At 72.9% G+C, this 21695-nt stretch carries 21 protein-coding genes and 1 pseudogene; 12 read left to right on the top strand and 10 right to left on the bottom strand.

Translation table 11 applies throughout. The annotated features are described in order from the left end of the window. Positions 1-3 precede the first annotated feature (3 nt). Both P8A18_RS32775 and P8A18_RS32780 read left to right on the top strand, forming a co-directional pair. Positions 4-870 carry a GNAT family N-acetyltransferase gene (locus P8A18_RS32775; RefSeq protein ID WP_306060497.1) on the top strand — a complete coding sequence of 289 codons (867 nt, stop codon included), beginning with the start codon at positions 4-6 and terminating at the stop codon, positions 868-870. 108 nt (positions 871-978) lie between these two features. Then, positions 979-1797, top strand: a complete 819-nt coding sequence (locus P8A18_RS32780) for a restriction endonuclease (protein WP_306060499.1) — start codon at positions 979-981, stop codon at positions 1795-1797. Between the two features lie 95 nt (positions 1798-1892). Here the strand turns inward: P8A18_RS32780 and P8A18_RS32785 are convergent, their stop codons facing one another. Beyond that, positions 1893-2594: a response regulator gene (locus P8A18_RS32785; RefSeq protein WP_306060501.1), complete on the bottom strand. Its 702-nt coding sequence runs from the start codon at positions 2592-2594 to the stop codon at positions 1893-1895. Beyond that, positions 2591-3892 carry a sensor histidine kinase gene (locus P8A18_RS32790; protein WP_371933744.1) on the bottom strand — a complete coding sequence of 434 codons (1302 nt, stop codon included), beginning with the start codon at positions 3890-3892 and terminating at the stop codon, positions 2591-2593. Before P8A18_RS32790 ends, P8A18_RS32785 begins: the two co-directional genes overlap by 4 nt. Before the next feature lie 211 nt (positions 3893-4103). Between P8A18_RS32790 and P8A18_RS32795 the strand changes: the two genes are divergently transcribed. The 4 genes and pseudogenes from P8A18_RS32795 to P8A18_RS32810 all read left to right on the top strand — a co-directional run bounded on the left by P8A18_RS32795 (position 4104) and on the right by P8A18_RS32810 (position 8247). After that, positions 4104-4811, top strand: coding sequence for an ABC transporter ATP-binding protein (locus tag P8A18_RS32795; protein ID WP_306060503.1), 708 nt, complete (start codon positions 4104-4106; stop codon positions 4809-4811). Continuing rightward, positions 4808-7151: pseudogene (locus P8A18_RS32800) on the top strand (ABC transporter permease). The gene P8A18_RS32795 and the pseudogene P8A18_RS32800 overlap by 4 nt, the downstream one beginning before the upstream one ends. Before the next feature lie 44 nt (positions 7152-7195). Further along, the gene (locus P8A18_RS32805; protein WP_306060505.1) at positions 7196-7777 is read left to right on the top strand and encodes a YrhB domain-containing protein; all 582 of its coding nucleotides are present in this window, start codon (positions 7196-7198) and stop codon (positions 7775-7777) included. Between the two features lie 95 nt (positions 7778-7872). After that, positions 7873-8247 carry a VOC family protein gene (locus P8A18_RS32810; protein ID WP_306060507.1) on the top strand — a complete coding sequence of 125 codons (375 nt, stop codon included), beginning with the start codon at positions 7873-7875 and terminating at the stop codon, positions 8245-8247. A gap of 235 nt (positions 8248-8482) precedes the next feature. On the opposite strand, the gene P8A18_RS32815 is transcribed toward P8A18_RS32810, so the two are convergent. Further along, positions 8483-9331: a DUF3626 domain-containing protein gene (locus P8A18_RS32815; protein WP_306060509.1), complete on the bottom strand. Its 849-nt coding sequence runs from the start codon at positions 9329-9331 to the stop codon at positions 8483-8485. A gap of 125 nt (positions 9332-9456) precedes the next feature. Between P8A18_RS32815 and P8A18_RS32820 the strand changes: the two genes are divergently transcribed. From P8A18_RS32820 to P8A18_RS32830, 3 genes are all read left to right on the top strand, one after another. Continuing rightward, positions 9457-10017, top strand: a complete 561-nt coding sequence (locus tag P8A18_RS32820) for a hypothetical protein (protein WP_306060511.1) — start codon at positions 9457-9459, stop codon at positions 10015-10017. Positions 10018-10188: 171 nt separating this feature from the next. Then, entirely contained in the window at positions 10189-10548 is a 360-nt protein-coding gene (locus P8A18_RS32825; RefSeq protein ID WP_306060513.1) for a hypothetical protein, read from the top strand. 11 nt (positions 10549-10559) lie between these two features. Beyond that, the gene (locus P8A18_RS32830; protein ID WP_306060515.1) at positions 10560-11021 is read left to right on the top strand and encodes a glutaredoxin domain-containing protein; all 462 of its coding nucleotides are present in this window, start codon (positions 10560-10562) and stop codon (positions 11019-11021) included. 28 nt (positions 11022-11049) lie between these two features. Here P8A18_RS32830 and P8A18_RS32835 read toward each other — a convergent pair whose 3' ends face one another. The 5 genes from P8A18_RS32835 to P8A18_RS32855 form a co-directional block, all read right to left on the bottom strand. After that, positions 11050-11985 carry an NAD-dependent protein deacetylase gene (locus P8A18_RS32835; RefSeq protein ID WP_306060517.1) on the bottom strand — a complete coding sequence of 312 codons (936 nt, stop codon included), beginning with the start codon at positions 11983-11985 and terminating at the stop codon, positions 11050-11052. A 37-nt stretch (positions 11986-12022) separates the two neighbouring features. Beyond that, positions 12023-14629, bottom strand: a complete 2607-nt coding sequence (gene rph / locus P8A18_RS32840; protein ID WP_306060519.1) for a rifamycin-inactivating phosphotransferase — start codon at positions 14627-14629, stop codon at positions 12023-12025. Between the two features lie 289 nt (positions 14630-14918). Further along, complete coding sequence (locus tag P8A18_RS32845; protein WP_306060521.1) at positions 14919-15947, bottom strand: adenylate/guanylate cyclase domain-containing protein; 1029 nt, start codon at positions 15945-15947, stop codon at positions 14919-14921. After that, positions 15944-16393, bottom strand: a complete 450-nt coding sequence (locus P8A18_RS32850) for a universal stress protein (protein WP_026249858.1) — start codon at positions 16391-16393, stop codon at positions 15944-15946. The genes P8A18_RS32845 and P8A18_RS32850 overlap by 4 nt, the downstream gene beginning before the upstream one ends. A 189-nt stretch (positions 16394-16582) precedes the next feature. Beyond that, positions 16583-17251, bottom strand: coding sequence for an ATP-binding protein (locus P8A18_RS32855; protein WP_306060523.1), 669 nt, complete (start codon positions 17249-17251; stop codon positions 16583-16585). 210 nt (positions 17252-17461) lie between these two features. Between P8A18_RS32855 and P8A18_RS32860 the strand changes: the two genes are divergently transcribed. Further along, positions 17462-17686, top strand: a complete 225-nt coding sequence (locus tag P8A18_RS32860; protein ID WP_306060525.1) for a hypothetical protein — start codon at positions 17462-17464, stop codon at positions 17684-17686. 166 nt (positions 17687-17852) lie between these two features. On the opposite strand, the gene P8A18_RS32865 is transcribed toward P8A18_RS32860, so the two are convergent. Continuing rightward, positions 17853-19202: a HEAT repeat domain-containing protein gene (locus tag P8A18_RS32865; RefSeq protein WP_306060527.1), complete on the bottom strand. Its 1350-nt coding sequence runs from the start codon at positions 19200-19202 to the stop codon at positions 17853-17855. Positions 19203-19443: 241 nt separating this feature from the next. On the opposite strand from P8A18_RS32865, the gene P8A18_RS32870 reads away from it, so the two are divergent. Together P8A18_RS32870 and P8A18_RS32875 are read left to right on the top strand one after the other, a co-directional pair. Then, entirely contained in the window at positions 19444-19785 is a 342-nt protein-coding gene (locus P8A18_RS32870) for a DUF5713 family protein (protein ID WP_306060528.1), read from the top strand. Positions 19786-19960: 175 nt separating this feature from the next. Further along, on the top strand, positions 19961-21046 hold the full coding sequence (locus tag P8A18_RS32875; RefSeq protein ID WP_306060530.1) for a DUF3533 domain-containing protein: 1086 nt from the start codon (positions 19961-19963) through the stop codon (positions 21044-21046). A 25-nt stretch (positions 21047-21071) separates the two neighbouring features. Here P8A18_RS32875 and P8A18_RS32880 read toward each other — a convergent pair whose 3' ends face one another. After that, complete coding sequence (locus P8A18_RS32880; RefSeq protein ID WP_306060533.1) at positions 21072-21692, bottom strand: DUF7691 family protein; 621 nt, start codon at positions 21690-21692, stop codon at positions 21072-21074. Positions 21693-21695: the final 3 nt, after the last annotated feature.

Here is a 21695-nt window from a genome sequence, read left to right on the forward strand (position 1 = left end):
GGCATGACGATCGCACTCGCGACACCGCGGGCAGACGGGCTGGGCGCCGCCGTCGGCGCACTGTGGGAGTGGCAGCACGAGGGCGCGCCGATGCAGCTGCATCCGGGAGACCTGGGCTGGTTCCGGCGGTTCGGCGCGGAGGCCGCCGCCGCGGGGGTCCGGACCTGGAGCCGGGCCGGCCGGATCCTCGCCGTCGGGCTGCTCGACGGTCCCGGGCTGGTGCGGCTGACAACAGCTCCGGACGCCCGCGGCGACGAGGAGCTGGCACACCGGCTGGCCGAGGACGTGACCCGCCCCGCGCGCGGTGTGCTGCCCGGGGGGAGGGCGAACGTCGAGGCGCCGGAGGACGCGCTGCTCCGGGAGCTGCTCGGCGAGGCGGGCTGGGACGCCGACGAGCCGTGGACGCCGCTGGCCCGTGACCTCGCGCGGCCCGTGGAGGACCCGGGCGTGCGGATCGACGTGGCCGGGCCGGAACACGCACGCCTCGTTGTCGCCGTGCACCGCTCGGCGTTCGACGGGTCACGGTTCACGGAAGGGCACTGGCACGCGATGGCGGCCGGGCTCCCCTTCGCCGAGGCCCGGTGCCTGCTGGCCCGCGACGAGCGGGGCGAGGCGGTGGCGACCGTGACGGTGTGGTCGGCCGGCCAGGGACGGCCTGGACTGCTCGAACCGATGGGCGTGCACCAGGAACACCGCCACCGCGGCTACGGACGGGCGATCACTCTCGCCGCGGCGGCCGCACTGCGGGACATGGGCGCCTCCAGCGCACTCGTCTGCACCCCGAGCGCCCGCACCGGCGCCGTGGCCACGTACGAGTCGGCGGGTCTTCTGCGGCGCCCCGAGATCCACGACTGCGTCCGGCAGGCCTGAGGGCCGCCCGCCGGGTCAGCACCCTCGCGGCGGGCCCGCTGATCATGAAACGCGCGGTTCGGGGCACACGGCGATCGACGACGTTCGTGACCTGCCGAGGGAGATGCCGTGCCGATACGCAGACCGGGAAGCGGCACACGCCGTGCCCGCACCACCGAACCGCTGCGCAGCCCCCTCCTCATCCTCGCCCTGGCCGGCGCCCTGATCTGCGGCGCGGCCCTCCTCTTCCTGCGCTTCGCCCACTGGGCCGGCGCCCACCCGGTCACCGCCGGGACCCTGGCCGTGCTCGCCGTCCCCGTGCTCTACATCCTGTTCCGGGCGATGCCGCGTACCCGGGAACTGCGCCGGGCCGCCCGCGAGGCCATGGCACCACCCCCCGGCGAAGCGGCCGGCGCGCCCCGCGACGGCGAGGTCCCGGAGCCGTTCCCCTCCACCCCGGTCCGGGCGGCAGGACCCGCCCCCGTCCCCGGCGCACGGGACGGGCTCACCGCCGTACTCCCGCCGCCGGCTGCCGACCCGGCCGCGCTCGACTTCGGCGCACTCGACCCCGACGGCTTCGAGGCGGCCGTGGCCGCGCTGTGCGAACGGGACGGCTGCCAGGAGGTCGAGGTCACCGGCGGCGCGGGTGACCTCGGCGCCGACGTCCTCGCCACCGCACCGGACGGCCGGCGCGTCGTCGTGCAGTGCAAGCAGTACGGACCCGCGCACAAGGTGGGCTCCCAGGACCTCCAGCGCTTCGGAGGCACCTGCTGGACGGTCCACGGGGCACAGCTCGCCACCGTGGTGACGACCAGTGAGTTCACGGCGCCCGCCCTGGAGTACGCGCGGGCCTGCGGCATCCACTGCGTGGACGGGGCCTCGCTCGCCGCCTGGGCCGAGGGTTCGGGCCACGCCCCCTGGGGCCCGGCGATGCCGGACACGGCCTGAGGAGCACGCTCGCGGCCACGGTGCTGAGCCCGCAGAGCCTGCTGCCCCGCATCGGGCATCGGGCCGGGGCCGGACCCGTCCGTCCTCGCCCGCGGTCAGGGGCCGGTCCCCTCCTCGTCCTCATCGGCTTCCCGTTCGCCGACGCTGACCAGCCCCGTCTCGTAGGCGGCGATGACGGCCTGCACGCGGTCACGGAGCCCGAGCTTGGCGAGGATGCGGGCGACATGCGTCTTCACGGTCGCCTCGGCCAGGTGCAGGCGGGCGGCGAGTTCGGCGTTGCTCAGCCCCCGGGCGAGCAGGCCGAGCACCTCGAGTTCGCGCGGGGTGAGCGCGGCGAGGTCGTGGTGGAGGGCGGCGGTCTCGCCGCCGCGCCGGGTGAAGCGCTGGACGAGGCGGCGCGTGATGGCGGGCGCGAGGAGGGCGTCGCCGGTACGGACGGTGCGCACGGCGGCGGTCAGCTGCTCGGGCGTCACGTCCTTGAGGAGGAAGCCACTCGCGCCGGCGGACAGCGCCGCGTACACGTAGCGGTCGAGGTCGAACGTCGTCAGGATGATCACGCGCGGCCGGTCGAGGGTTCCGGCGAGGATTCGGCGCGTGGCCTCCAGGCCGTCCATCTCGGGCATCCGGACGTCCATCAGGACCACGTCGGGCCGTGTGCGGCGGACCGCGTCGACCGCCTCCGCCCCGTTGGTCGCCTCGGCGACGACATCGATGCCGTCGGCGCCCAGGATCAACCGGAATCCGGTGCGTACCAGGGTCTGGTCGTCGGCGATGAGCACACGCGGCGGCTCGGTCACGGCGTCTCCAAGGGGATCAGGGCTTCCACACGGTAGCCACCGGCCAGGTGCGGGCCGGTGTGCAGGGTGCCATCGAGCACCGTGAGGCGTTCGCGCAGACCGATCAGCCCCCGCCCGCTCCCGGTGGCCGTGCCCGGACGCCCACCGGTATCGGTCACCTCGACCCGGAGCAGCCGCGGCTCGTAGGCGACGGTCACGGCCGCCTCCGCGCCGGACGCGTGCTTCACGGTGTTCGTCAGCGCCTCCTGGACGACGCGGTAGGCGGCGAGTTCGAGGCCCGGCGGCAGCGGCCGGGGCCGGCCCGTCACCGTCAGACCCACCGGCAGCCCGGCGTCCCGGACCCGGCCGATCAGCACCTCCAGCTGGTCCAGCCCCGGCTGAGGGGCCGGCACCCCGGCACCCGGCAGGTCGGGGCCCGTGTCCGTCGCCTCGTCCTCGTCGGCCACGGTGAGCAGCCCCATAACGTGCCGCAGCTCCGTCATGGCAGCCCGGCCGCCCGCTTCCACGGCGAGCAGTGCCTCGCCGGCCTGCTCGGGAGCGGACTTCATGATCGTGCGCGCCGCCCCCGCCTGAATGATCATCACACTGACGTTGTGTGTGACGACGTCGTGCAGTTCACGCGCGATCCTGGCCCGCTCGTGCTCCACGGCCCGGCGCAGCGCCTCGGCCTGTTCGCGTTCCAGCGCGGAGAGCCGGGACCGGCCCTCGTCGGTCCGTAGCTTCCACGTACGCAGCCCCACGGCCGCCACGGCCATCGGAACCAGGATCAGCAGCGCGATGTACTCGTTGGGCACGATCGGGGTCACCGAGTTCCCGGCCGTGCCGACCAGGGTGACGGACACCGGAAGCGCCGCCAGCGTCGCCACCCGGTGCGGGCTGTACACGGCGGCGCTGTACACGGCGATGACGAACGCGTAGAACGTCAGGCGCATCACGCTCTGCGGAGTCGCCAGGGTCGCGGCCGTCACGACGCACAGCACGGCCAGCGGGCAGCGGCGGCGCAGCACCAGGGCAGCCGAAGCGACGGCCGCGAGCGTCACCATGAACGCCAGGCCGCCGGGCCCGGACGGGCGCGCCATGACATGAGCCACCCCGGCGATCTCCCGCACCACCACGTTGCCGGCGTTGTCGATGCCGTAGTAGACGGTGGTGACGCCGAGGGCCAGCGCCACCAGCGCGTCGAACTGCCACGCGCGCCGGGAGGGACGGGGCGGCGGACCGCTCGGGAAACCGGCGTCCCGAACCGCCCGGCGGGCCCCTTCGCCCAGCCGCTCCAACCGTGTACGTACGTCCGTCACCGCTTCATTCTCGCGGGCCCGCAGCCCCTCGGAGTCCGACCCGGTACCGATTCCCGCCGGGGCGCGTACACCACTCGCCTACATCGCAGGGACGACGAACCCGCCGCTCATCCCGGCGCCGGACGGCAAGGGATCCCGGCGGCGGACGCGCGTCCGCCCGGCTCGCTCCTAGCGTTCGGTCCACCGACTTCCCCTGCGCAAGGAGCCCTTCATGAGCATGCCGCTGATCGAACTGTGCGAGGTGAGCCGCCGGTACGACGACGGCCCGCCCGCCCTGCACGAGGTGTCGCTCACCGTGCGGCCGGGCGAGGCCGTCGCGATCCTCGGCCCCTCCGGCAGCGGCAAGTCGACGCTCCTCAACCTGATCGCGGGCCTGGACCGGCCCGACACCGGCACGGTGACCGTGGACGGGGCGCGCATCGATCAACTGGGCGAAACAGGTGCGGCGCTCCACCGGCGTACCCGGATCGGCATGGTCTTCCAGTTCTTCCACCTCCTGGACGATCTGACCGTCACCGACAACGTCGCCCTGCCCGCCCGCCTGGCCGGACTGCCACGCGGTGAGACGGAACGCAGGGCGGCGGAACTCCTGGAACGGCTGGGCATCGACCGGCACGCCCGCACCCACCCGGACCGGCTCTCCGGCGGCGAGCGGCAACGCGTCGCGGTGGCCCGCGCGCTGATGAACCGGCCCGCGCTGCTCCTGGCCGACGAACCGACCGGCGCGCTCGACACCGCCGCCGGACAGGACGTCAGCCGGCTGCTCACCGAACTCAACGCCGAGGGCCAGACCGTCGTCCTCGTCACCCACGACCTCGCGCTGGCCCGCTCCTGCACCAGCCGCACGATCCGTATCGCCGACGGCCGGATCACCCACGACCAGCCGTCGCGGGCCGTCGCCCCGGAGGCCGTCCGATGAGCGCGCTCGGCAGGGTGGTGCGCTCCGGAGTGGGGCGGCGCCGGGTGCAGACGCTGGTCATCGGGCTCGCCGCGATGATGGCGGTGGCCGCGTCCGTCCTCGCCGGATCGCTGCTCGTCGTCTCCGGGGCCCCCTTCGACGACGCCTTCGCCAGGCAGCACGGCGCGCACCTGTCCGTACAGTTCGACGCGGACGAGGTGAGCGCCGGGCAACTGGCGGGGACCGGGAACGCCGAAGGGGTGAGCGAGGCGGCCGGACCCTTCCGCACGGCGACGCTCACCCCGCGCCCGGACGCGGACGGCCCCGGGTGGCCGATGACCGTGGCGGGCCGCGGCGATCCGGGCCGGGACGTGGACGAGGCCGACCTCATCCAGGGGCGGTGGCCCACCCGCCCCGGCGAGATCGTGCTGTCCGCCGACTCCGCCCTGATCCCGGTCATCGGCAAGAAGATCCACTTCACCGGTACGGCCGCCGGCGTGGCGCCGACGGTCGTCGGCGTGGCCCGCTCGGTCACCCGGACCGCCGACGCCTGGGTGCTGCCGTCCCAGATGCCGGCCCTCACCGCACCCGGCAGCGGCGGCTACCAGATGCTCTACCGCTTCACCGACGCGGCCACGGCCGCACAGATCACCGCGGGCGGCAACGCTGTGAAGGCGTCCCTGCCGCCGCAGGCCGCCATCGGCGAACAGTCGTGGCTGACCGTCAAGGAGTCCGCCGAGCGCGACACCGCCCTGTACGTCCCCTTCCTCTTCGCGTTCGGCACCCTCGGCCTCGTCATGTCCGTGCTCACCGTCGGCAACGTCGTCGCCTCGGCCGTCGGTACGGGAACACGCCGCATCGGCATCCTCAAGGCCGTCGGCTTCACCCCCGCCCAGGTCGTACGGGCCTACGTGGCCCAGGCGCTGATCCCCGCGGCCCTCGGCACCGCCCTCGGCATCGTCGCGGGCCACCTGCTCGCCGTCCCCGTCATGGCCGAGGCCGAAGCGGCCTACGGCACCTCGTCCCTGGCCGTAGCCCCCTGGGTCGACGTGGTGGTCGTCACGGGGACACTCGGCCTGGTGGCGGTGACCGCGTGGGCCGGTGCCGGACGGGCCGGCCGGCTGCGTACGGTCGACGCCCTCGCCGTCGGACGCACCGCCCCGGCGGGACGCGGCCGGTGGGCGGCCCGCCTGGCCGGGCGCCTGCCGTTGCCGCAGCCGGTCGCGCTCGGTCTCGTCCGGCCCTTCGCACGGCCCGCCCGCTCCCTCGCCATGGGCGCGGCGGTCCTCTTCGGCACCGTCGCCGTCACGTTCACCGTCGGGATGGCCGCCTCGCTGGGCCAGGTGATGAGCGCCAAGGCCCATGACGCGGCCGACGTCGTCGTACTCCCGCCCCTGCCGGACGTCGGGCCCGGCGCCGCCGGCCGCCGCGGTGAGCGGCCCGATCCCGCCGCCGTCGCCCGAGCCGTCCGGGCCACCCCCGGCACCGCGAAGCACTACAGCGCCGCGACGGTACGCGCGACCGTGGGCGGACTCACCGGCACCCGATGTGATCGCCTTCACCGGAGACGCCTCCTGGGGCGGCTACACCATGGTCTCCGGCCGCTTGGTCGACCGGCCCGGAGAGGCAGCGGTCCCGACCGCCTTCCTGACCGCCACCGGCACCCGGATCGGCGACAGCCTCACCCTCGGTGGACTGGCCGCACCGGTCACCGTACGGATCGTCGGCGAGGTCCTCGACCCGCGCAACGACGGCATGCAGGTCTTCACCGACGCCGCGACCCTCAAGGCCGCCCACCCCGACCTGACCGACGCCGGCCACCACATCGCCCTCGCGCCCGGCACCGACGCACACGGCTACGCCGACGCGCTCAACAAGACCCTGGCACCGCTGGGAGCCACCGCCCGAGCCGGCGCGCTCGACGCCGGCGGCGACATGGTCGTCACACTGAACGCGCTGTCCGCGGTCCTCACCCTGATGCTCGTCGCCGTCGCCGCGCTCGGCGTGCTGAACGGGGTGCTCCTCGACACCCGCGAGCGCGTACGGGAGATCGGCATCCACAAGGCGCTCGGCATGACGCCCCGCCAGACCGTCGCAACGGTCCTCACCTCGGTGACCGCGACCGGACTGGTCGCGGGCTGCCTGGGCGTACCGCTCGGGGTGGCCCTGCACCGCCGGGTCCTGCCCGCGATGGGCGAGAGCGTGGGCCTGCGCCTCCCCGAACAGGTCCTCGCCGTCTACCACACGGCCGGGCTGCTCCCGCTGGCGCTCGGCGGCCTCGTCATCGCCACCCTGGGGGCCCTGCTGCCCGCGGGACGGGCCGCCAGGGCCAGGACGGCGGCGTCCCTGCGTACCGAATAGGAGAAACACCGGCCGGGGCCGGGCCCGTACGCAAGGCTGCACAGATGATCGAGCGAGAAGCCGCCGTGCGCACCGTCGAAGAGCAGTTGGAGCGCGACTACCGGAAGTGGCGCGCGGTGGACGTGGGCGCGGTGCGCACGGTCGTGGTCCAGGTGGAGGAACACGAGCTCGTGTGGATCGTCTCCTGGCAGTCCGAGGAATTCGTACGCACCCGGAACCCGCGGTCCATGCTCATCGGCAGCGGCCCGTACCTGGTCGACCGCACCGACGGAGGTCTGCACCGCATCGGCGCCGTCTCCATGGCGACCGGTGCCTGGGAGGACGACTACCGGGCCCGGATACGCGGACTGCCCGTACGCACGGCCCTGGACGACCTGCACGACGAACTGCGCGCGGTGGCCGCGGCGCGCGGACGCCTGCACGCGGTGCGCACGCTGCGCGGGAAGGTCCCGGAACTGCTGCCCGCGGCGGCCCTCGCATACGTCAACGGCCTGGCGGACGGCGATGTGCCCGCGCACCTCGTGGCCGTCGCCGCCGCCGGACTCGTGACGCCTCTCGATTCCGTGCTCGCCGTGGTCACCCTTCGCGCCGGAACCGCCGGCCCCGAGCCGCGGGACAGCCCTTAGGCCGTGTCCACGCAGTCCCGTCGCACGTCAGAAGGGCGCGGCCCGCGGCGCACGGTGCGTGCACCCGGTGCAGTCGGCGGGGCAAGGTGGGGGACATGACGACGATCCTCGGCGCCGTAGTCCTCGGCACGCCCGACCCGCCCGCTCTGGCCGACTTCTACCGCGCCCTGCTGGGCTGGGAGGAGGTCGACCGGGAGCCCGAATGGGTCAGGCTGAGGGCCCCGGAACAGGAGCGCCCCGGCCTCAGCTTCCAGCTGGAGGCCGACCACACACCCCCGGTCTGGCCCCAACTCCCGGGAACCCAGCAGATGCAGGCGCACCTGGACATCCAGGTCGACGACTTGGAGACGGAGACCCGGCGGGCCCGCGCCCTGGGCGCGACGCTGGAGGAGCTCCAGCCCCAGAAGAACGTACGCGTCCTGCGCGACCCCCACGGCCACCCGTTCTGCCTCTTCCTCCCCGGCGCCTGAGGGACACGTTCGTCCACCTTCCCCGTATTCCGGCCACCTCGACGGGTCGCCCGGCCCGATACCGCCGCTCGTACGGGGCACACGTGGGACATGGCCGGGGAGGCCGCCCTGCGGAAGTCGCGAACAGGACCCGCACGGCAGGCCCCCCGGCCAACTGAACCCGCGCCGGGCATGCTGTGCTTCGGCGGTTCACAGCCCGCACCGTCCGACCCCGAAGGAGTCCGACGGGCGGAGACTACGCGCACCACACCCGGCCGAACCGTGCCACGTAGTGCCACACCTTCTTGACCGCCTGGGCGTCGAAACGCCCCGTGCGGGCCGCCGCCCCGATGACGCGGGGGTCGAGCACACCATCGACGGCGATCGCCGTGCCCAGGTCGACGTACTCCTGACCGCGGTACCCCGGGTGACGGCGCAGTTCCCCGACCGTGAGCCGGAATCCCGGATGCCACTCCACGGGGCAGCCGAGGCGCCGGGCGGCGGCCTCGACGGCCGTGTCCCGGTAGCAGGGGTCCAGCACCAGCGCCTCCACATGGCAGTCCGGGCGGACCGGCCCGTGCACCTGCGCCTCGATGTAGTCGTCCAGGGCGTCCTGACGGCCGGCCAGGGCGAGGCCGACGAGCCCCATGCGGGAGACGACCCCGAAATCCACTGGCTCAAGGAAGCTGTCGGGGTAGCAGAACGTGGTGCGCTCCAGCGTCTCGACGCCCAGCCGGAAGTGCGCCGAACCGAACCGCGGCGCCCCACCGGCCGGCTGCCGGCGGAAGTTCAACGCTCCGTAGACAGGCCGCTCGTGGGCGAGTGCCGTGTCGTACGCCCCGGCGAAGATCCGGCTCTCCCAGCGCCACCGGTCACCGCCCGGGTACGCGGTCAGGCCGCCGTTGCTGGTTCCGGTGACGAACTGCGAGCAGTAGGAGCCGGTTCGGGCCATCGACTCCAGGATCGGCACGCCACGCACCGGACGGTCCGGGTGGAAGTTGAGGGTCACCCGAAGCGCGGGGTCCGCCCGAGGGCCCGATGCCAGCGAGGCGACGTGGTCCAGGGCCCGCCGCTGCGGTGTCCGGATGGAGGAGGGGAGACTCATCGGCTCAGTGTTCCCCGAACCGGCCGGGCGGTGCACGGAATTGTGCGCGGGCCCGCCCGCCCCGGGAAGACGACGCGGTGGAGAGAATGGCCTGCGTTGCGTGTTACCCGACGGGGAGGTCCCTTGTGAGCCCGGCCGAACAGATACTTCCGCTCGCGGGCGTCGCCCTGGGAGCCGTCCTGTCGTTCCTGGTGAGCAGCACGACCGAGCGTACGAGGTGGCGCAGACAGCAGGCCGTCCGCTGGGACGAGCGCCGCCTCGCCGCGTACGCCGAGTACGCCCATGCCGTCAAGGAGTTGGCGGCGCGCTATCAGATGATCGCCGCCGCCCGCGGCCTGACGTCGGGCCCCGTCCCGCTGGAGCCGACCCCTGAAGTGCTGTCCGAGGTGGGCCAGTTGGAGTCCCGGCGCTCCGCGCTGTCGGAGACGCTGGGACTGCTCGGCGACACCGAGGCGAATACCGCGTCCAAGTCGCTGGACCACTGCCTGTGGCGGCTGGAGTCCCTGGCCCGGGGCGTGGAGATGGAGGCCGGACAGGACTGGAACCAGGCCTATCTGGAATTCCGCAACGCGCGAGACCGCTACGTCGAGCGCGCACGGGCCAGCCTCGGTGTGACCGGGGCCGTCGCCCGGGACGTGGCCTGGCCCGCCGCCTGGCGTCCCGCCGGGTCGTCATCCGCACCGTGAATCCGCGCTCCTCACCCGGCGCGGCGGCCGCGGCTCCTCCCCGGGCTCAGGCGAGGAGCCGCACGACCAGCGCCAGGAGCACGAGGGCGTAGACCACGACCCCCGTGAGCTGCCGGCTCGGCCCGCCCGCCGCGAGCGCCGCCCCGCCCCTGCGCTACCTTCCTGAAGACCATGGACGACGAGGCCGAGGCACCTTTCATCGACCCGGATTCGGACTACCCGTGCTGCTGGTTCTGCCCGGCCCTGCGGTTTCCGCGCACCGGTTTCCTCGTCGCGGACCGGCCCAGCAGGGACTGGCCGTTCGACGCGGCGGACGGCTACCGGTACACCGTGGACACCCGGACCCCGGTCTGCGTACACCCCGGCCGGGTCGGCCTGGAACCGGAGCGCAGGGCCCGGATCTACGCGGAGCCCCCACTGCCGGACCCCGGGCAGGCCGGTCCCGGGCGGGCCGGTCCCGGGCAGTCCGCGCGGCGCCGCCGGTGGTGGCGGCTTCGACCCGGTCCGCGGAGCGCTCCGGGTCAGGGGTAGCCTGCTGCCCCATGACGCGTGCCTGGTTGTTGCCGATGGTGTTCTTCGTCTGCGGCTGCGCCGTCGCGACCGGGTCGTTCCGCAGCGGACACATCGCCGAGGGCGCCACCATCGCGGCGGCCTTCACGCTGCTCGCGTACCTGAACTCGCCCCTGATCTTTCCCAGGTCGCTCGGCGCGCGGGAGGCACAACGCCGCAGCGCGCTCGACGGCCGCCCGGTCGTCTTCTGGCGCCCGGGTTGCGCGTACTGCCTGCGCCTGCGCTTCCGGCTCGGCCACCGTGCCCGCCAACTGCACTGGGTCGACATCTGGCGCGACCCGGAGGGTGCGGCGGTGGTGAGGGCGGCCAACGACGGCAACGAAACGGTCCCGACCGTCGTCGTGGCGGGCACACCCCACACCAACCCGGACCCGGCATGGGTACGCGACCAGCTGGCCCCCTCCGCACGACGGGACCGCAACGCAGGAGGCTGAACGGGACGAGGCCCCGCACAGCCTCACCTCACGCGCTCACACACCCCTCGCCGCCACCCGGGCGGGCCGCCGCCTCCGTGTCCTCGACGGCGATGCCCAGCAGGCCGGCGACCGTGCCGAGGGCCTGCCCGAGCGGCAGCGAGATCCGCGTGACGGCCCGGTCGTCGCCCCGGGTCGGCTCCCGGTTCACGATGAACACCGGCTTTCCGGCCCCAGCGGCCTGCCGGACGAACCTGAGCCCGGACATCACCGTCAGCGAGGAGCCGAGGACCAGGAGCGACGTCGCCCCGTCGATCAGTTCCCGGCAGTGCTCCACCCGCGCCGCAGGTACGGTTTCGCCGAAGAACACCACATCCGGCTTGAGGACACCGCCACAGACCGCACACGGCACCACCCGGAAGTCACCGACCTGCTCATCGGTGAGGTCCGCGTCGCCGTCCGGATTGACCGTTGCGGCCACCGGTTCGAACCCCGGATTGGCCTCCTCCAGCCGCCGCGCGACCTCCCCGCGCGAGACGAACGTTTCGCAGGAAAGACAGACGACCCGGTCCAGGCCCCCGTGCAGTTCCACGACATCCTCGCTGCCCGCCGCCTGATGCAGACCGTCGACGTTCTGCGTGATCACCCCCGAGAGCAGCCTGCCGCGCCCGAACGCGGCCACGGCCCGGTGCCCGGCGTTCGGGCGCGCCCGCCGGAAGGTCTTCCAGCCGAGGTGACTGCGTGCCCAGTAGCGGCGCCGGGCCTGAGGCCCGGCGGTGAAGTCCTGGTACGTCATCGGAGTGTGCCGGCTCAGGCTGCCACCCTCGCCCCGGTAGTCCGGGATGCCGGACTCCGTCGAGATGCCCGCCCCGCTCAGCACCAGCACACCGCCGGCCCGGAGCGCTTCGACGACGGGGGCCGGATCGGTGGTGGCGGGTGGCAGGCCGGCGGAGGGAGTCCAGCTCAGAGTGGGGCGCATGCGCATGCCTCCAGGGTACGGAACGGGCCCCGCCACCCCGAGGTCACGACAGGAGTTCGACGTACCCGTCCGTTCCGTGCACACGAATACGCTGCCCGTCCCGGATCAGCCGGGTCGCCCTCTCCACACCCACGACAGCCGGCAGACCGTACTCCCGGGCGATCACCGCACCATGTGTCATCAGGCCGCCCACCTCCGTCACCAGCCCCGCGATGCCGACGAACAGCGGCGACCAGCTGGGGTCCGTGAACGTCGTGACCAGGATGTCGCCCGCCTCCAGATCCGCCTGGGCCACATCGAGGACGACGCGCGCCCGTCCCTCGACGGTCCCGGCGGAAACCGGCAGACCCGTCAGCGCACCGTCCGGCACATCGTCCCGCTGCCGGTACGCCCCGTTGACGGCGTCCCCCTCCGACGTCAGCACCCGCGGCGGCGTGAGCGAGCAGTACGCCCGGAACGCCTCCTTGCGCCCCCGGACGAGCCGCGCGTCCACCTCGTTCGCGCGCACGACATCCCGGAACTCCTCGAAAGTGAGCGCGAAGACGTCCTCCTTCTCGGCGAGCACCCCGTCCCGCACCAGCCGCCCGGCCTCCCGCATCAGGGCCTGCTTGTAGACGAAGTAGCGGCTGACGATGCCGTACTTCGGATACTCCCGGTACCCGATGAAGGTGCGGACCCGGTCGATCATCCGCTTGGTCTCATCGGCCTTCCGCTCCCCGTCCGGGAGGGCCCGCAACCGGGACAGCACATCCCGCTCCTTCGCCAGAGCCCGCTGCCGCCCCTCCTCGAAGCGCCGCCCCGCGGCACCCGGCTCGAACATCCGCACGTTGTCGAGGACCACGGGCACCAGCGCGGAAGGGCGCTCACGCCACCGCGGCCTCGTGATGTCGATCTCGCCGACACACCGCATGCCGTACCGGTCCAGGTACGCCTCGATGGCGTCCCGCGCCCCGGCCCCGCCCGCGACCTTCGCGAGCCCGTCGAGAAAGCCGTCGTCGTCCCCGACGCCCCGCAGATACGCCACCACCTGTGGACACGGTCGCACCGCATCCGCCACATCCAGCAGCGCGAGCCCCATCTCGGACGTCACGTTGCCGGGCGCGGACAGCGTGAGCGTGTCGGCCGCGTTCTTCTCGCCCAGCCACTCCCACAGCTTGTCGTTGAGCCACCACGTGGCCTCCATCCCCGCCATGATCGCCTGAATGCTCAGCGGATCGCTCAGGACGCGTTTGTGCTCGTCGAAGGCCTCCAGCAGGAAATCGAACAACGCCGGACCGGACCGCGCCCGGATACCCCGCTCCAGGGCGGCGACGGACTCCTCGCTGCGCCGGATCAGCTCGCGCACGACCGCCGGGTCCGTCTCGACCGGCACCGGGGAGGCCCCACCGGTGGGCCGCCCACCGGGAGCGGCGTCCGGGAGCGACGGCAGGAATCCGGCGCGCCCGATGACGGTCTCCAGAGCGTCCCTGACCAGTGGATCGCCCTTCCCCATGAGGTCCAGGAGCCCGGCACGGCTCGCCGGCGAGGCCAGGCGCGCCGTGACATCGACGAACAGTCTCCCGCCCGCCGCGTGCATCGGCACCATGGCGGTCAGCTGCCACAGGGAGAGCCCCAGGGGCATCATGGCATCGGTCATCATCTGCTGATGTCCGACGGACACGTAGACGTGGTTCTCCTCGTCGTCCGCCTCGGGAACGGGGAAGAGCGTGGTGACCGGCCGGCTCTGAACGATCCGGAATTCGCCGTCGGCCAGGCACCACTCGATGTCCTGCGGGCTGCCGAAGTGCGCCTCGATCCGCCGCCCGAGCCTCACGAGCCGCACCACCTGCTCATCCGTCAGCGCCGGCTGCTCCTGCTGCTCCGGGCCGATCGGCACCTCCCGCGTACCGCCCGCCGGCAGGGCCCGCACGGCCCGCCGCTTGGCCACGACCGACTTGTCGATGATCTCGTCGCCGCGCACCCTGAAGACATCCGGGTTCACCAGACCGGACACCAGTGCCTCGCCCAGCCCGAAACCGGCGTCCACCGTGGAGACCTTCCGGTTTCCCGTGACGGGGTCGGCCGTGAACAGAATGCCGGACGCCTCCGGGAACACCATGTGCTGCACGACCACGGCCATCCGGACCGTGCGGTGGTCGATGCCGTTGCGCTGCCGGTAGGTCACGGCCCGCTCGGTGAACAGCGAGGCCCAGCACCGGCTGATGTGCCGCAGGACCTGCTCCGCCCCGATGACGTTCAGATACGTGTCCTGCTGGCCGGCGAAGGACGCCGTCGGCAGATCCTCCGCCGTCGCGCTGGACCGTACGGCGTAGGCGGCCCGCCCTCCGTGCCGGGCCAGCGCGTCCGTGACGGCCGCCGTGAGATCGCCCGGCAGGGCGAGGCCCTCGATGGTCCGGCGGATCTCCGCGCTGAGCCCGCGGACCGCCTCCCGGTCGTCCGCGTCCAACCGCGCCAGCTGACCGAGCCGCGCGGCGACGGACGGCTCCGCGGCGACCACCCGCCAGAAGCCCTCCGTCGTCACGCAGAACCCGTCCGGCACACGGACCGCCTCGATCCGCGACAGCGCCCCCAGATGCGCGCCCTTGCCGCCGACGACCGCGATCCGCTCCTCGCCGGCCTCGTGAAGATCCACCACGTACGGCTCACTCATCGTGAGACCTCCGGACCGGCCGCGCCCCGTCGCGGTGCCTCGGGCGCCCGGTCGGCGGCCGCCTTCCGCACCCGCACTGCCGGTCCCACCATTGCTCGCACGTAGTGCCTCATTTCCGCAGGTTGTGGCCTTGGCCGACGATTGTGCGCCAACCCCCGGGCCTTGCCGCAAGCCCCCCAGTGCGCTATAAATTGGGCACGGCAGGGAGAGTGTTCTCCCTGCCTTCGCTGTTGTACGCCGTGCCGGCCGGGCCGTACGCCACCGCCGCGCGACCCGCCACCTCCCCGGGCTACGAAGCCGGCTTGCCCGCCCGGAGGAGCACCGGCCGCAACCGGCTGTAGCCCCGCACGGACACGGGACGCAGCGGCCGCAGCGCATAGCCCGCAGTCCCCGCCAGCTCGCCGGCGAGCGCGGTGTTCACCAGTACGGAGGCGGGCCGGGCCACCGCGGTGAGACGGGCCGCGATGTTCACCGCCGCCCCGTACACGTCACCGAAGCGCCCGATGACGGCACCGTGGGCCAGCCCGGTACGCACCTGCGGCAGCACCGGGTCGGCGTCGGCGCGGGCGGTGAGCTCCAGGGCGATGCCGGCGGCGGCCGCCGCCGAGTCGCACACGAACAGCACCTCGTCGCCGATGGTCTTCACCACCTGCCCGAGGCCCTCGGCCACCACGTCACCCGTCATGGTCTCGAACCGGTCGAGCACCCGTACGAGCGCGGCCCCGTCCAGTCCACGGCTCAACCGCGTGTAGCCCACCATGTCGGTGAAACCCACCGCCCTGTCACGTACATGCGCACCATCACCGGGCGCGCCCGGCGCCGAGCCGTCCTCCCGGACCTCGGAGAGCACATGACCGGCGTGCGCCACGAGGTGGCGCCGCCACACGTAGCGCTGGACCAGTTCGATCTCCGGCAGCAGCGCCGCCATGTGGTCCAGCAGGGCGTCCCGGCCGGGCGCCGGGCCTTCGTCCCCGTCCGTCCAGTCGCGCAGGGTGTGCATCTGCCAGTCCGCGAGCCGGGAGAGATGATGCCCGAGCGCACGGGCCATCATCGTCTCGCTCTCCTCGGTGATGAGCCCTGCCGCGACCAGGCGCTCCCCGGCGCGCAGGGCCTCGACATCGGCATCCGTGAACACCCTCGCGTCCTCGTCGACCGCGGGGAAACCGAGCGCCCGCCAGACCCGCACGGCATGCTCGAACCCCACCCCGGCCCGCTCGGCGACCTCCCGCCGCGTCCACACACGCCCCCCGCCGAGCAGCACCTCCTCGACGGACCGCGGCGCCGAGTCCTTCGGCCTCCCGGGAGTCGTGGCGCTCACGTGGTGTGCACGATCAGCACATCGAGGCCGGCCCTTCTGGCGACATCCGCCGGCACGGAACCGAGCAGCCGCCCGGCCAGTGAGCGCAGCCCGCGGTTGCCGACGACCAGCAGATCGGCCGAGCACTCCCGCGCGGTGCGCACGAGCGCCGGAACCGGATCGCCTTCCACGGCGACCGACCGCACCTCGGCCGCGCCCTGGAGACGGGCCCGGTCCCGGGCGGTCCTCAAGGTCTCCTCAGCGGGCGCCGACCCCACGACCTGATAGGCCTCCGCTCCTAACTGGTCCTTCGCGAGGGCGAGTTCAGGGCCGCGCATGGGTGCGTAGGCGCAGGTGACCACAAGCTCGGCCCCGCACACCGCGGCGAGCCGCGCAGCGGCCTCGACCGCCGCGAACGACGATTCCGATCCATCCGTGCCGACCAACAGGGTCCGATAGGCAGTCAAGGCAAACTCCTTACTCCGAAGTAAACTTACTTCAGAGTAAGGTATGCCGCCGCCGAAGGTGAACTCCTTGAGCAGGCGCGGGAAGCGGGCGGTCACCTGGACGAGGGAGGAGACGTCCGTATGACGTTCCCCGGCCCCGCCACGGACCGGGGCACCCGGTGCCCGCTCCGAGGCGGCACGCCGGATCCGTCACGCGAAGGAGAAGAGGGCGGCGGCTTCGGCGGGCGTGACCGCCTGACGACGCCCGGGGACATCGTGGACGGCGGACGCACCCTCGGAACGCAGCTGGTCGGCACCGGCGTCCCGAGCCGTGAGGGCGGCGTAGGCGCGGATGTCCGCGGCGGTGAGGTCGGTGCGGCCACGTTCGGTGTACTGCTGGAGGAGGTGGGCGACGCCCGGATCGAACCGCAGCATGGTCACCGGGGCGTCGAAGCGCCTGGCGAGGGCGATGAGCCGCGCGCGTGCCTGTGGCGTGACGTTCGTCGACTCGGCGACCGCGCTGCGTCCGGCGGCGAGCCTGGCGACAATCCTGCGGTCGCGTTCCTCGAAGATCCGTGTGTCCGCCGCGTCGGATTCGGCGCCGGATTCCACTTCGGATTCCGTTTCGGTGGCCGGGGCCCCGAAGAGCTCCGCGCGGATCTCGTCGCTGGACACCACGGCTTCCGCACGGATCTGCCCGCCCGCGATCAGCGCCTGAACGAAGCTGGTCTTGCCCGAAGCCGGTGGGCCCACGAGGACGATGAGCCCTGCCGGGACCCGGACGGCCGGGGCGGGAGCGCCGAGGCGAACGTCGCCCGCGCGGTCGGGGGCGCGGCGGTTCAGTCGCCGCCGCATCCATTCCAGAGGATTCTTCGGCACGCGCCCATCTTGCCTCCCGAGGGCCTGCCCCAAGTGATGCCGAGCCCAACCGGAGAGGTCGCTCAGAAGGAACTCCTCGGACTCCGCTCCGTACGGGACCACGGCCGAACGCCGTGTCATGCGGGCGCACCCGGCCCGTTCTCCCCTGCGCCGTCGCGGCGGCCTGTCCCCGCTGGTCCGTCCCGGCCCGCGAGTTCCTACACTCGCGGGATGAACAGCCTCAGGTGTACCCACTGCGGGACGGTCGGCCTGGCCGACGGCTTTGTCGAGGACGCGGGCGACCACTCGCGCGGATACGCGCGATGGATCGAAGGCGCGCTGGAGCGGGGAGTCTTCGGGGGAGCCAAGCGCATGGGCCGGCTTCGGCGGCAGATAGAGGCGTTCCGCTGCCCTAAGTGCGGCCACCTCGAACTGTTCGCCACGGGCGAGGTGTAGCTGCCGTCTGTCGGCGCGGATCCGCTTCGAAGGGGTCCGAGTGGTCATGGACCGACTCTCCGGCGGGCCGCCTGCCCCTTCATGAGACGCCGCACCCGGCCGAGCGCGTCGCCGTACCCGAACTCGTGACACGCCCCCCTGCCGCCCCCGGCGCCCGGAGCGGAGGTCATGCGGGACTCGGCTTCTTCCGGTCCCACTGCCACGTCCACAGCACGCCGGGGCGGTGGTCATGTTCGTAACCCTCGCCCAGGTGCCCGACACGTTCGATCGCCTCCGCGGTGCGGGGATCGTCGCGCAGGGCGAGACCGTAGGCCGCTTCCAGCCGTGTCCACTGGCTTTCCTCGCCGGTAAGGGCCGCCAGCGCATCCGCGACGGCGGCCGAGCGGTCCGGCGAGAACGCGAGCTGTTCGGCTGCCGCCTGGCGTGCAAGGGGGTCGGAGTCCTCGGCCAGCCCCAGCAGAGCACGGATGAGGTCCAGTTGCAGACCGCTGTCCCTGCCGGCCGCCCTGCACGCCTCCACTCTCACCCAGGGGTCCGGGTCGTCGGCGAGGACGGCCAGAGCGGCCCCGGCGGACGGGGACGTGGCGACTTGCTCCTCGACCAGGGCGTACGGCACCTTGCGGCGCACGCGCGGGTCCGGGTGGGTGCGGAGCCGGAGGCCGACGGACTCCAGAAGGGGGTGCTCGTGCTCGGTGTACGTGTCGAGGACTTTCGCGAGGACGCCCCCGTCGGTCTCCTCCAGCGCCCAGACGGCCAGCAGATCGCCGGATTCCGCCGTGCGATAGGCGGTGTCGCCGATGGCCGATGCCAGGAGCCAGAGGTAGAGCGCCACGAAACGACGGTGCTCGGGGGAGGGATGGGACCGGTGAGCCACCACGGCCGACCATGTCTGCGGACTGCGGCGCCTGCTGAGGGTCCAGCAGGCCGTCCACCAGTCCACGTGGTCCTCATCGGAACGGATCGCCCGGTCGACGAGCTCGTCCACCGGCGTCAGGACACGGAAGGACCATTCCAGTTCGGTCAGGACCGCGCCGTGCCCCGCTCGTACGGTGCGGCCGCCCAGCGACACCTCATCGACGTAGTTGTACCCGTCGTCCAGCAGCCGTACGGACACGACCGGGCCGCAGGCACCCGTCCTGCGCCGCAGCTCATCGGCGGCTCCGTTCGCGTACCAGGTCCTGGCGGAGGACAGCAGCCGGTCACGGGACGCTCCGGAGAGCCGCGGCACCACATCGCCGGCCAGCATCGCCGTGACGATGTCCGGGGAACCCCCGTCCACGCCACGCCCAAGCGGTGTGGATCCGTCAGGCTGGACCAGATCGGGGTCCGCGCCGCCCTCCACCAGGGCGTTCACGACCGCCGTGTCGTATGCCGCGACCGCCGCGCACAACACCGAAACCCCGTCCACGCCCGCCGTGTCCGGATCGGCGCCCTTCTCCAGCAGGCCCCGCACCGCAGCCGCGTCGCCGCACCCGACCGCTGTCGACAACCGCTCCCCAAGACCGTCGCGGTCCATGTCCGCCCTCCTCGCCCACGCGCCCGAACGGTGGGAGCCGCTCACGGGCGGGCACCGTACGGAAAGCCACAGGCAGGCATCGTGCCACGCCCCCGCCGGCCCCTTGACCCCCGGCGTCCGCACCTGACGGGCAGGCCAGCCGCCTCCTCACGGGCCGGGCGCGGGCGAATGCCCCGACCCGGGCCTGTCAGTGGTCCGGTGCATGATCGGCGCATCGGTTCAACCTACGGATGGGAACGCTATGCCGATCACGAATCAGCGGGTGGCGGAACGGAAGTTTCTGCGGCCGCTGTACGCGGACACGTACTTCCCCGACCATGTCCTCGACAAGGGCAGAGCGATCCTGATCCGCTTGTGCGAGCGGATCGAGGCGGAGCAACCCAGGGACCTGACGGGGCTGTACGCGCTGACCCACGCGGCGACGGAGGAATTCAACCGGCTGGAGGCGGAGTTCGAGGCGGCCGGGAGCGAGATAGAAACGGTGGCGCGCGAGGAGATCGCCGAGGACTTCTGGTTTGTCGCCTCGTCCTACGGATTCACGGACGCCGACGCGGAGGAACTGATCGCTCCCCGGGACTGGTGACATCGCGCCGCCGCGCCAGGGGCAGCCGTTGAACTCCACGCTCACCGCGGCGTTCCGCCAAATGGGGTGGGCGTGGAGTGGTACATGCGTGTTCTCTCGGCGGGGCGTTGGACGAGGCCGAGGATGTGAACGGTATGGGCCACCGGCCAATCACAGCTGAGAGCGGGAACTTCACGTGGCGGACGCAACAGGCTCCTCGACGAAGACCGGCGCGTGGACGGAGGTGCGCGACGCGATCACGACCAGGGCCGTACTCGTCATGGTGGGAGTGCTGCTGCTCCAATTGGGCTTCGCACTCTCGTACATGGGGGCATTCCACGCTCCCGAGCCCCACCGGATCCCGATCACCTTGGTTGCCCCGCAGGCGGTGCGGGCAGACCTGGTGGCCCGGCTCGACGCACTGCCCGGCGACCCGTTGCACGTCACCCCGGTCCAGGACCGGGAAAAGGCCCGGGCGCGGCTGCTGGAGCGCAGGACCGACGCGGCCCTGATCGTGTCGGTGACCGGGCGAACCGACACCTTGCTGGTCGCCTCGGCGGGCGGGCCGTCCGCGGCCGACGCAGCCACGAAGATCGTGCAGGCCGTGGAGCGCACGCAGAACCGTGCCCTGGTGGTCCGCGACATCCGCTCGCCCGCCGCAGGCGATTCGCGCGGACTCTCGTCCTTCTACCTGGTGCTCAGCTGGACGATCGGCGGCTACCTCGCCGCGTCGGCGCTGAACATGGCGGCCGGATCCAAGCGGCCCACTCTCCTGCGCTCCCTCGTGCGGCTGGCGGCGATGCTGCCCTACGCCCTCGTCTCCGGCATCGGTGGCGCGATCATCGTCGGGCCCGTGCTCCACTGTCTGCCCGGCGCCTTCTGGGAACTCGTCGGCATCGGCACGCTGGTCGTCTTCGCCTCGGGCGCCGTGGGCGTGGCCCTGCAGTCGCTGGCCGGGACGATCGGGCTGGGGCTCACCATCCTCATCTTCACCATTCTCGGCAACCCCAGCTCGGGCGGGGTCTATCCGGCGTCGCTGCTGCCGCCGTTCTGGGCCGCGATCGGCCAGGCCCTGCCGCCCGGAGCCGGGACCACGGTGGTCCGCAACACCGTCTACTTCGACGGCAACAACACCACCGGGGCCCTGTGGATCCTCGGCGCCTGGGCCTTCGGGGGAATCGTGGTGGCGATCCTGTCCGCCGCCCTGCGCGACCGGCAGCAGCGGCCGCGGTCCGAGGCGGCCGCCCCCACCGGACCGGGGCCCCGGCCCGACGCGTACTGAGGCCCTACCGGCCCGGTCCTCGGGCTCAGTACCGGAAGCCGACTATGCCGAAGCCGGGCAGCGCCTTCGCGCGCCGCATCCAGTCGAGGCACTGCTCGACAGCCCGCACGGCCTCCGGCTCCCGCGGCGAGGCCGGACCCGACCCGGCGTCCGCGCCCCTGGCGGCCCCGTACTGCTCCAGAGCCTGGGCGACGCGGTCGGGCGGCCACTCTCCGCAGCCCGGCGTGAAGCTGTACGGCACCGGATCGGGTGGGCCGCCGTGGCTGAAGGACTCCACCGACACGGCGGTGATGCCCAGGGCGCCGAGCCCCTGATCGACCACGGACAGCCAGTCGCCCCGGTGCGGTGTGAAGCAGTCGTTGGGAAGGAACGCGCCGGAGAACGAGCACAGCCGCTCGTAGGCATACCCGTACTGGAAGGCGTGGTTCCGGTCCTCGCTGAACGGCCCGCCATGAATGACCGCGCGCAGAGCCGCTTCCGCCGTGGGGGCGCCCTTCTCGATCTCGTCGCCGTGATAGTCGTCGTCGCGCGCCAGACTGTCCGCGAACCGGGCGCGCAGCACCTCGAACAACTGGTCGTCGCGGGAACCGACCAGGGCGCGTGCTGCCGCGACATCGAGCAGGTAGACGCTCAGCGAAGAACTCATGGA

It is taken from the genome of Streptomyces sp. Mut1 (assembly GCF_030719295.1).
Classification (GTDB): Bacteria; Actinomycetota; Actinomycetes; order Streptomycetales; family Streptomycetaceae; genus Streptomyces; species Streptomyces castrisilvae.

Bases quoted from the DNA above. Each gene is read 5' to 3' on its own strand.
- rph (WP_306060519.1), bottom strand. From the start codon at position 14,629: ATGAGTGAGCCGTACGTGGTGGATCTTCACGAGGCCGGCGAGGAGCGG.
- P8A18_RS32775 (WP_306060497.1), top strand. From the start codon at position 4: ATGACGATCGCACTCGCGACACCGCGGGCAGACGGGCTGGGCGCCGCC.
- P8A18_RS32860 (WP_306060525.1), top strand. From the start codon at position 17,462: ATGAACAGCCTCAGGTGTACCCACTGCGGGACGGTCGGCCTGGCCGAC.
- P8A18_RS32810 (WP_306060507.1), top strand. From the start codon at position 7,873: ATGACGACGATCCTCGGCGCCGTAGTCCTCGGCACGCCCGACCCGCCC.
- P8A18_RS32870 (WP_306060528.1), top strand. From the start codon at position 19,444: ATGCCGATCACGAATCAGCGGGTGGCGGAACGGAAGTTTCTGCGGCCG.
- P8A18_RS32830 (WP_306060515.1), top strand. From the start codon at position 10,560: ATGACGCGTGCCTGGTTGTTGCCGATGGTGTTCTTCGTCTGCGGCTGC.
- P8A18_RS32825 (WP_306060513.1), top strand. From the start codon at position 10,189: ATGGACGACGAGGCCGAGGCACCTTTCATCGACCCGGATTCGGACTAC.
- P8A18_RS32805 (WP_306060505.1), top strand. From the start codon at position 7,196: ATGATCGAGCGAGAAGCCGCCGTGCGCACCGTCGAAGAGCAGTTGGAG.
- P8A18_RS32795 (WP_306060503.1), top strand. From the start codon at position 4,104: ATGAGCATGCCGCTGATCGAACTGTGCGAGGTGAGCCGCCGGTACGAC.
- P8A18_RS32815 (WP_306060509.1), bottom strand. From the start codon at position 9,331: ATGAGTCTCCCCTCCTCCATCCGGACACCGCAGCGGCGGGCCCTGGAC.
- P8A18_RS32865 (WP_306060527.1), bottom strand. From the start codon at position 19,202: ATGGACCGCGACGGTCTTGGGGAGCGGTTGTCGACAGCGGTCGGGTGC.
- P8A18_RS32835 (WP_306060517.1), bottom strand. From the start codon at position 11,985: ATGCGCATGCGCCCCACTCTGAGCTGGACTCCCTCCGCCGGCCTGCCA.
- P8A18_RS32880 (WP_306060533.1), bottom strand. From the start codon at position 21,692: ATGAGTTCTTCGCTGAGCGTCTACCTGCTCGATGTCGCGGCAGCACGC.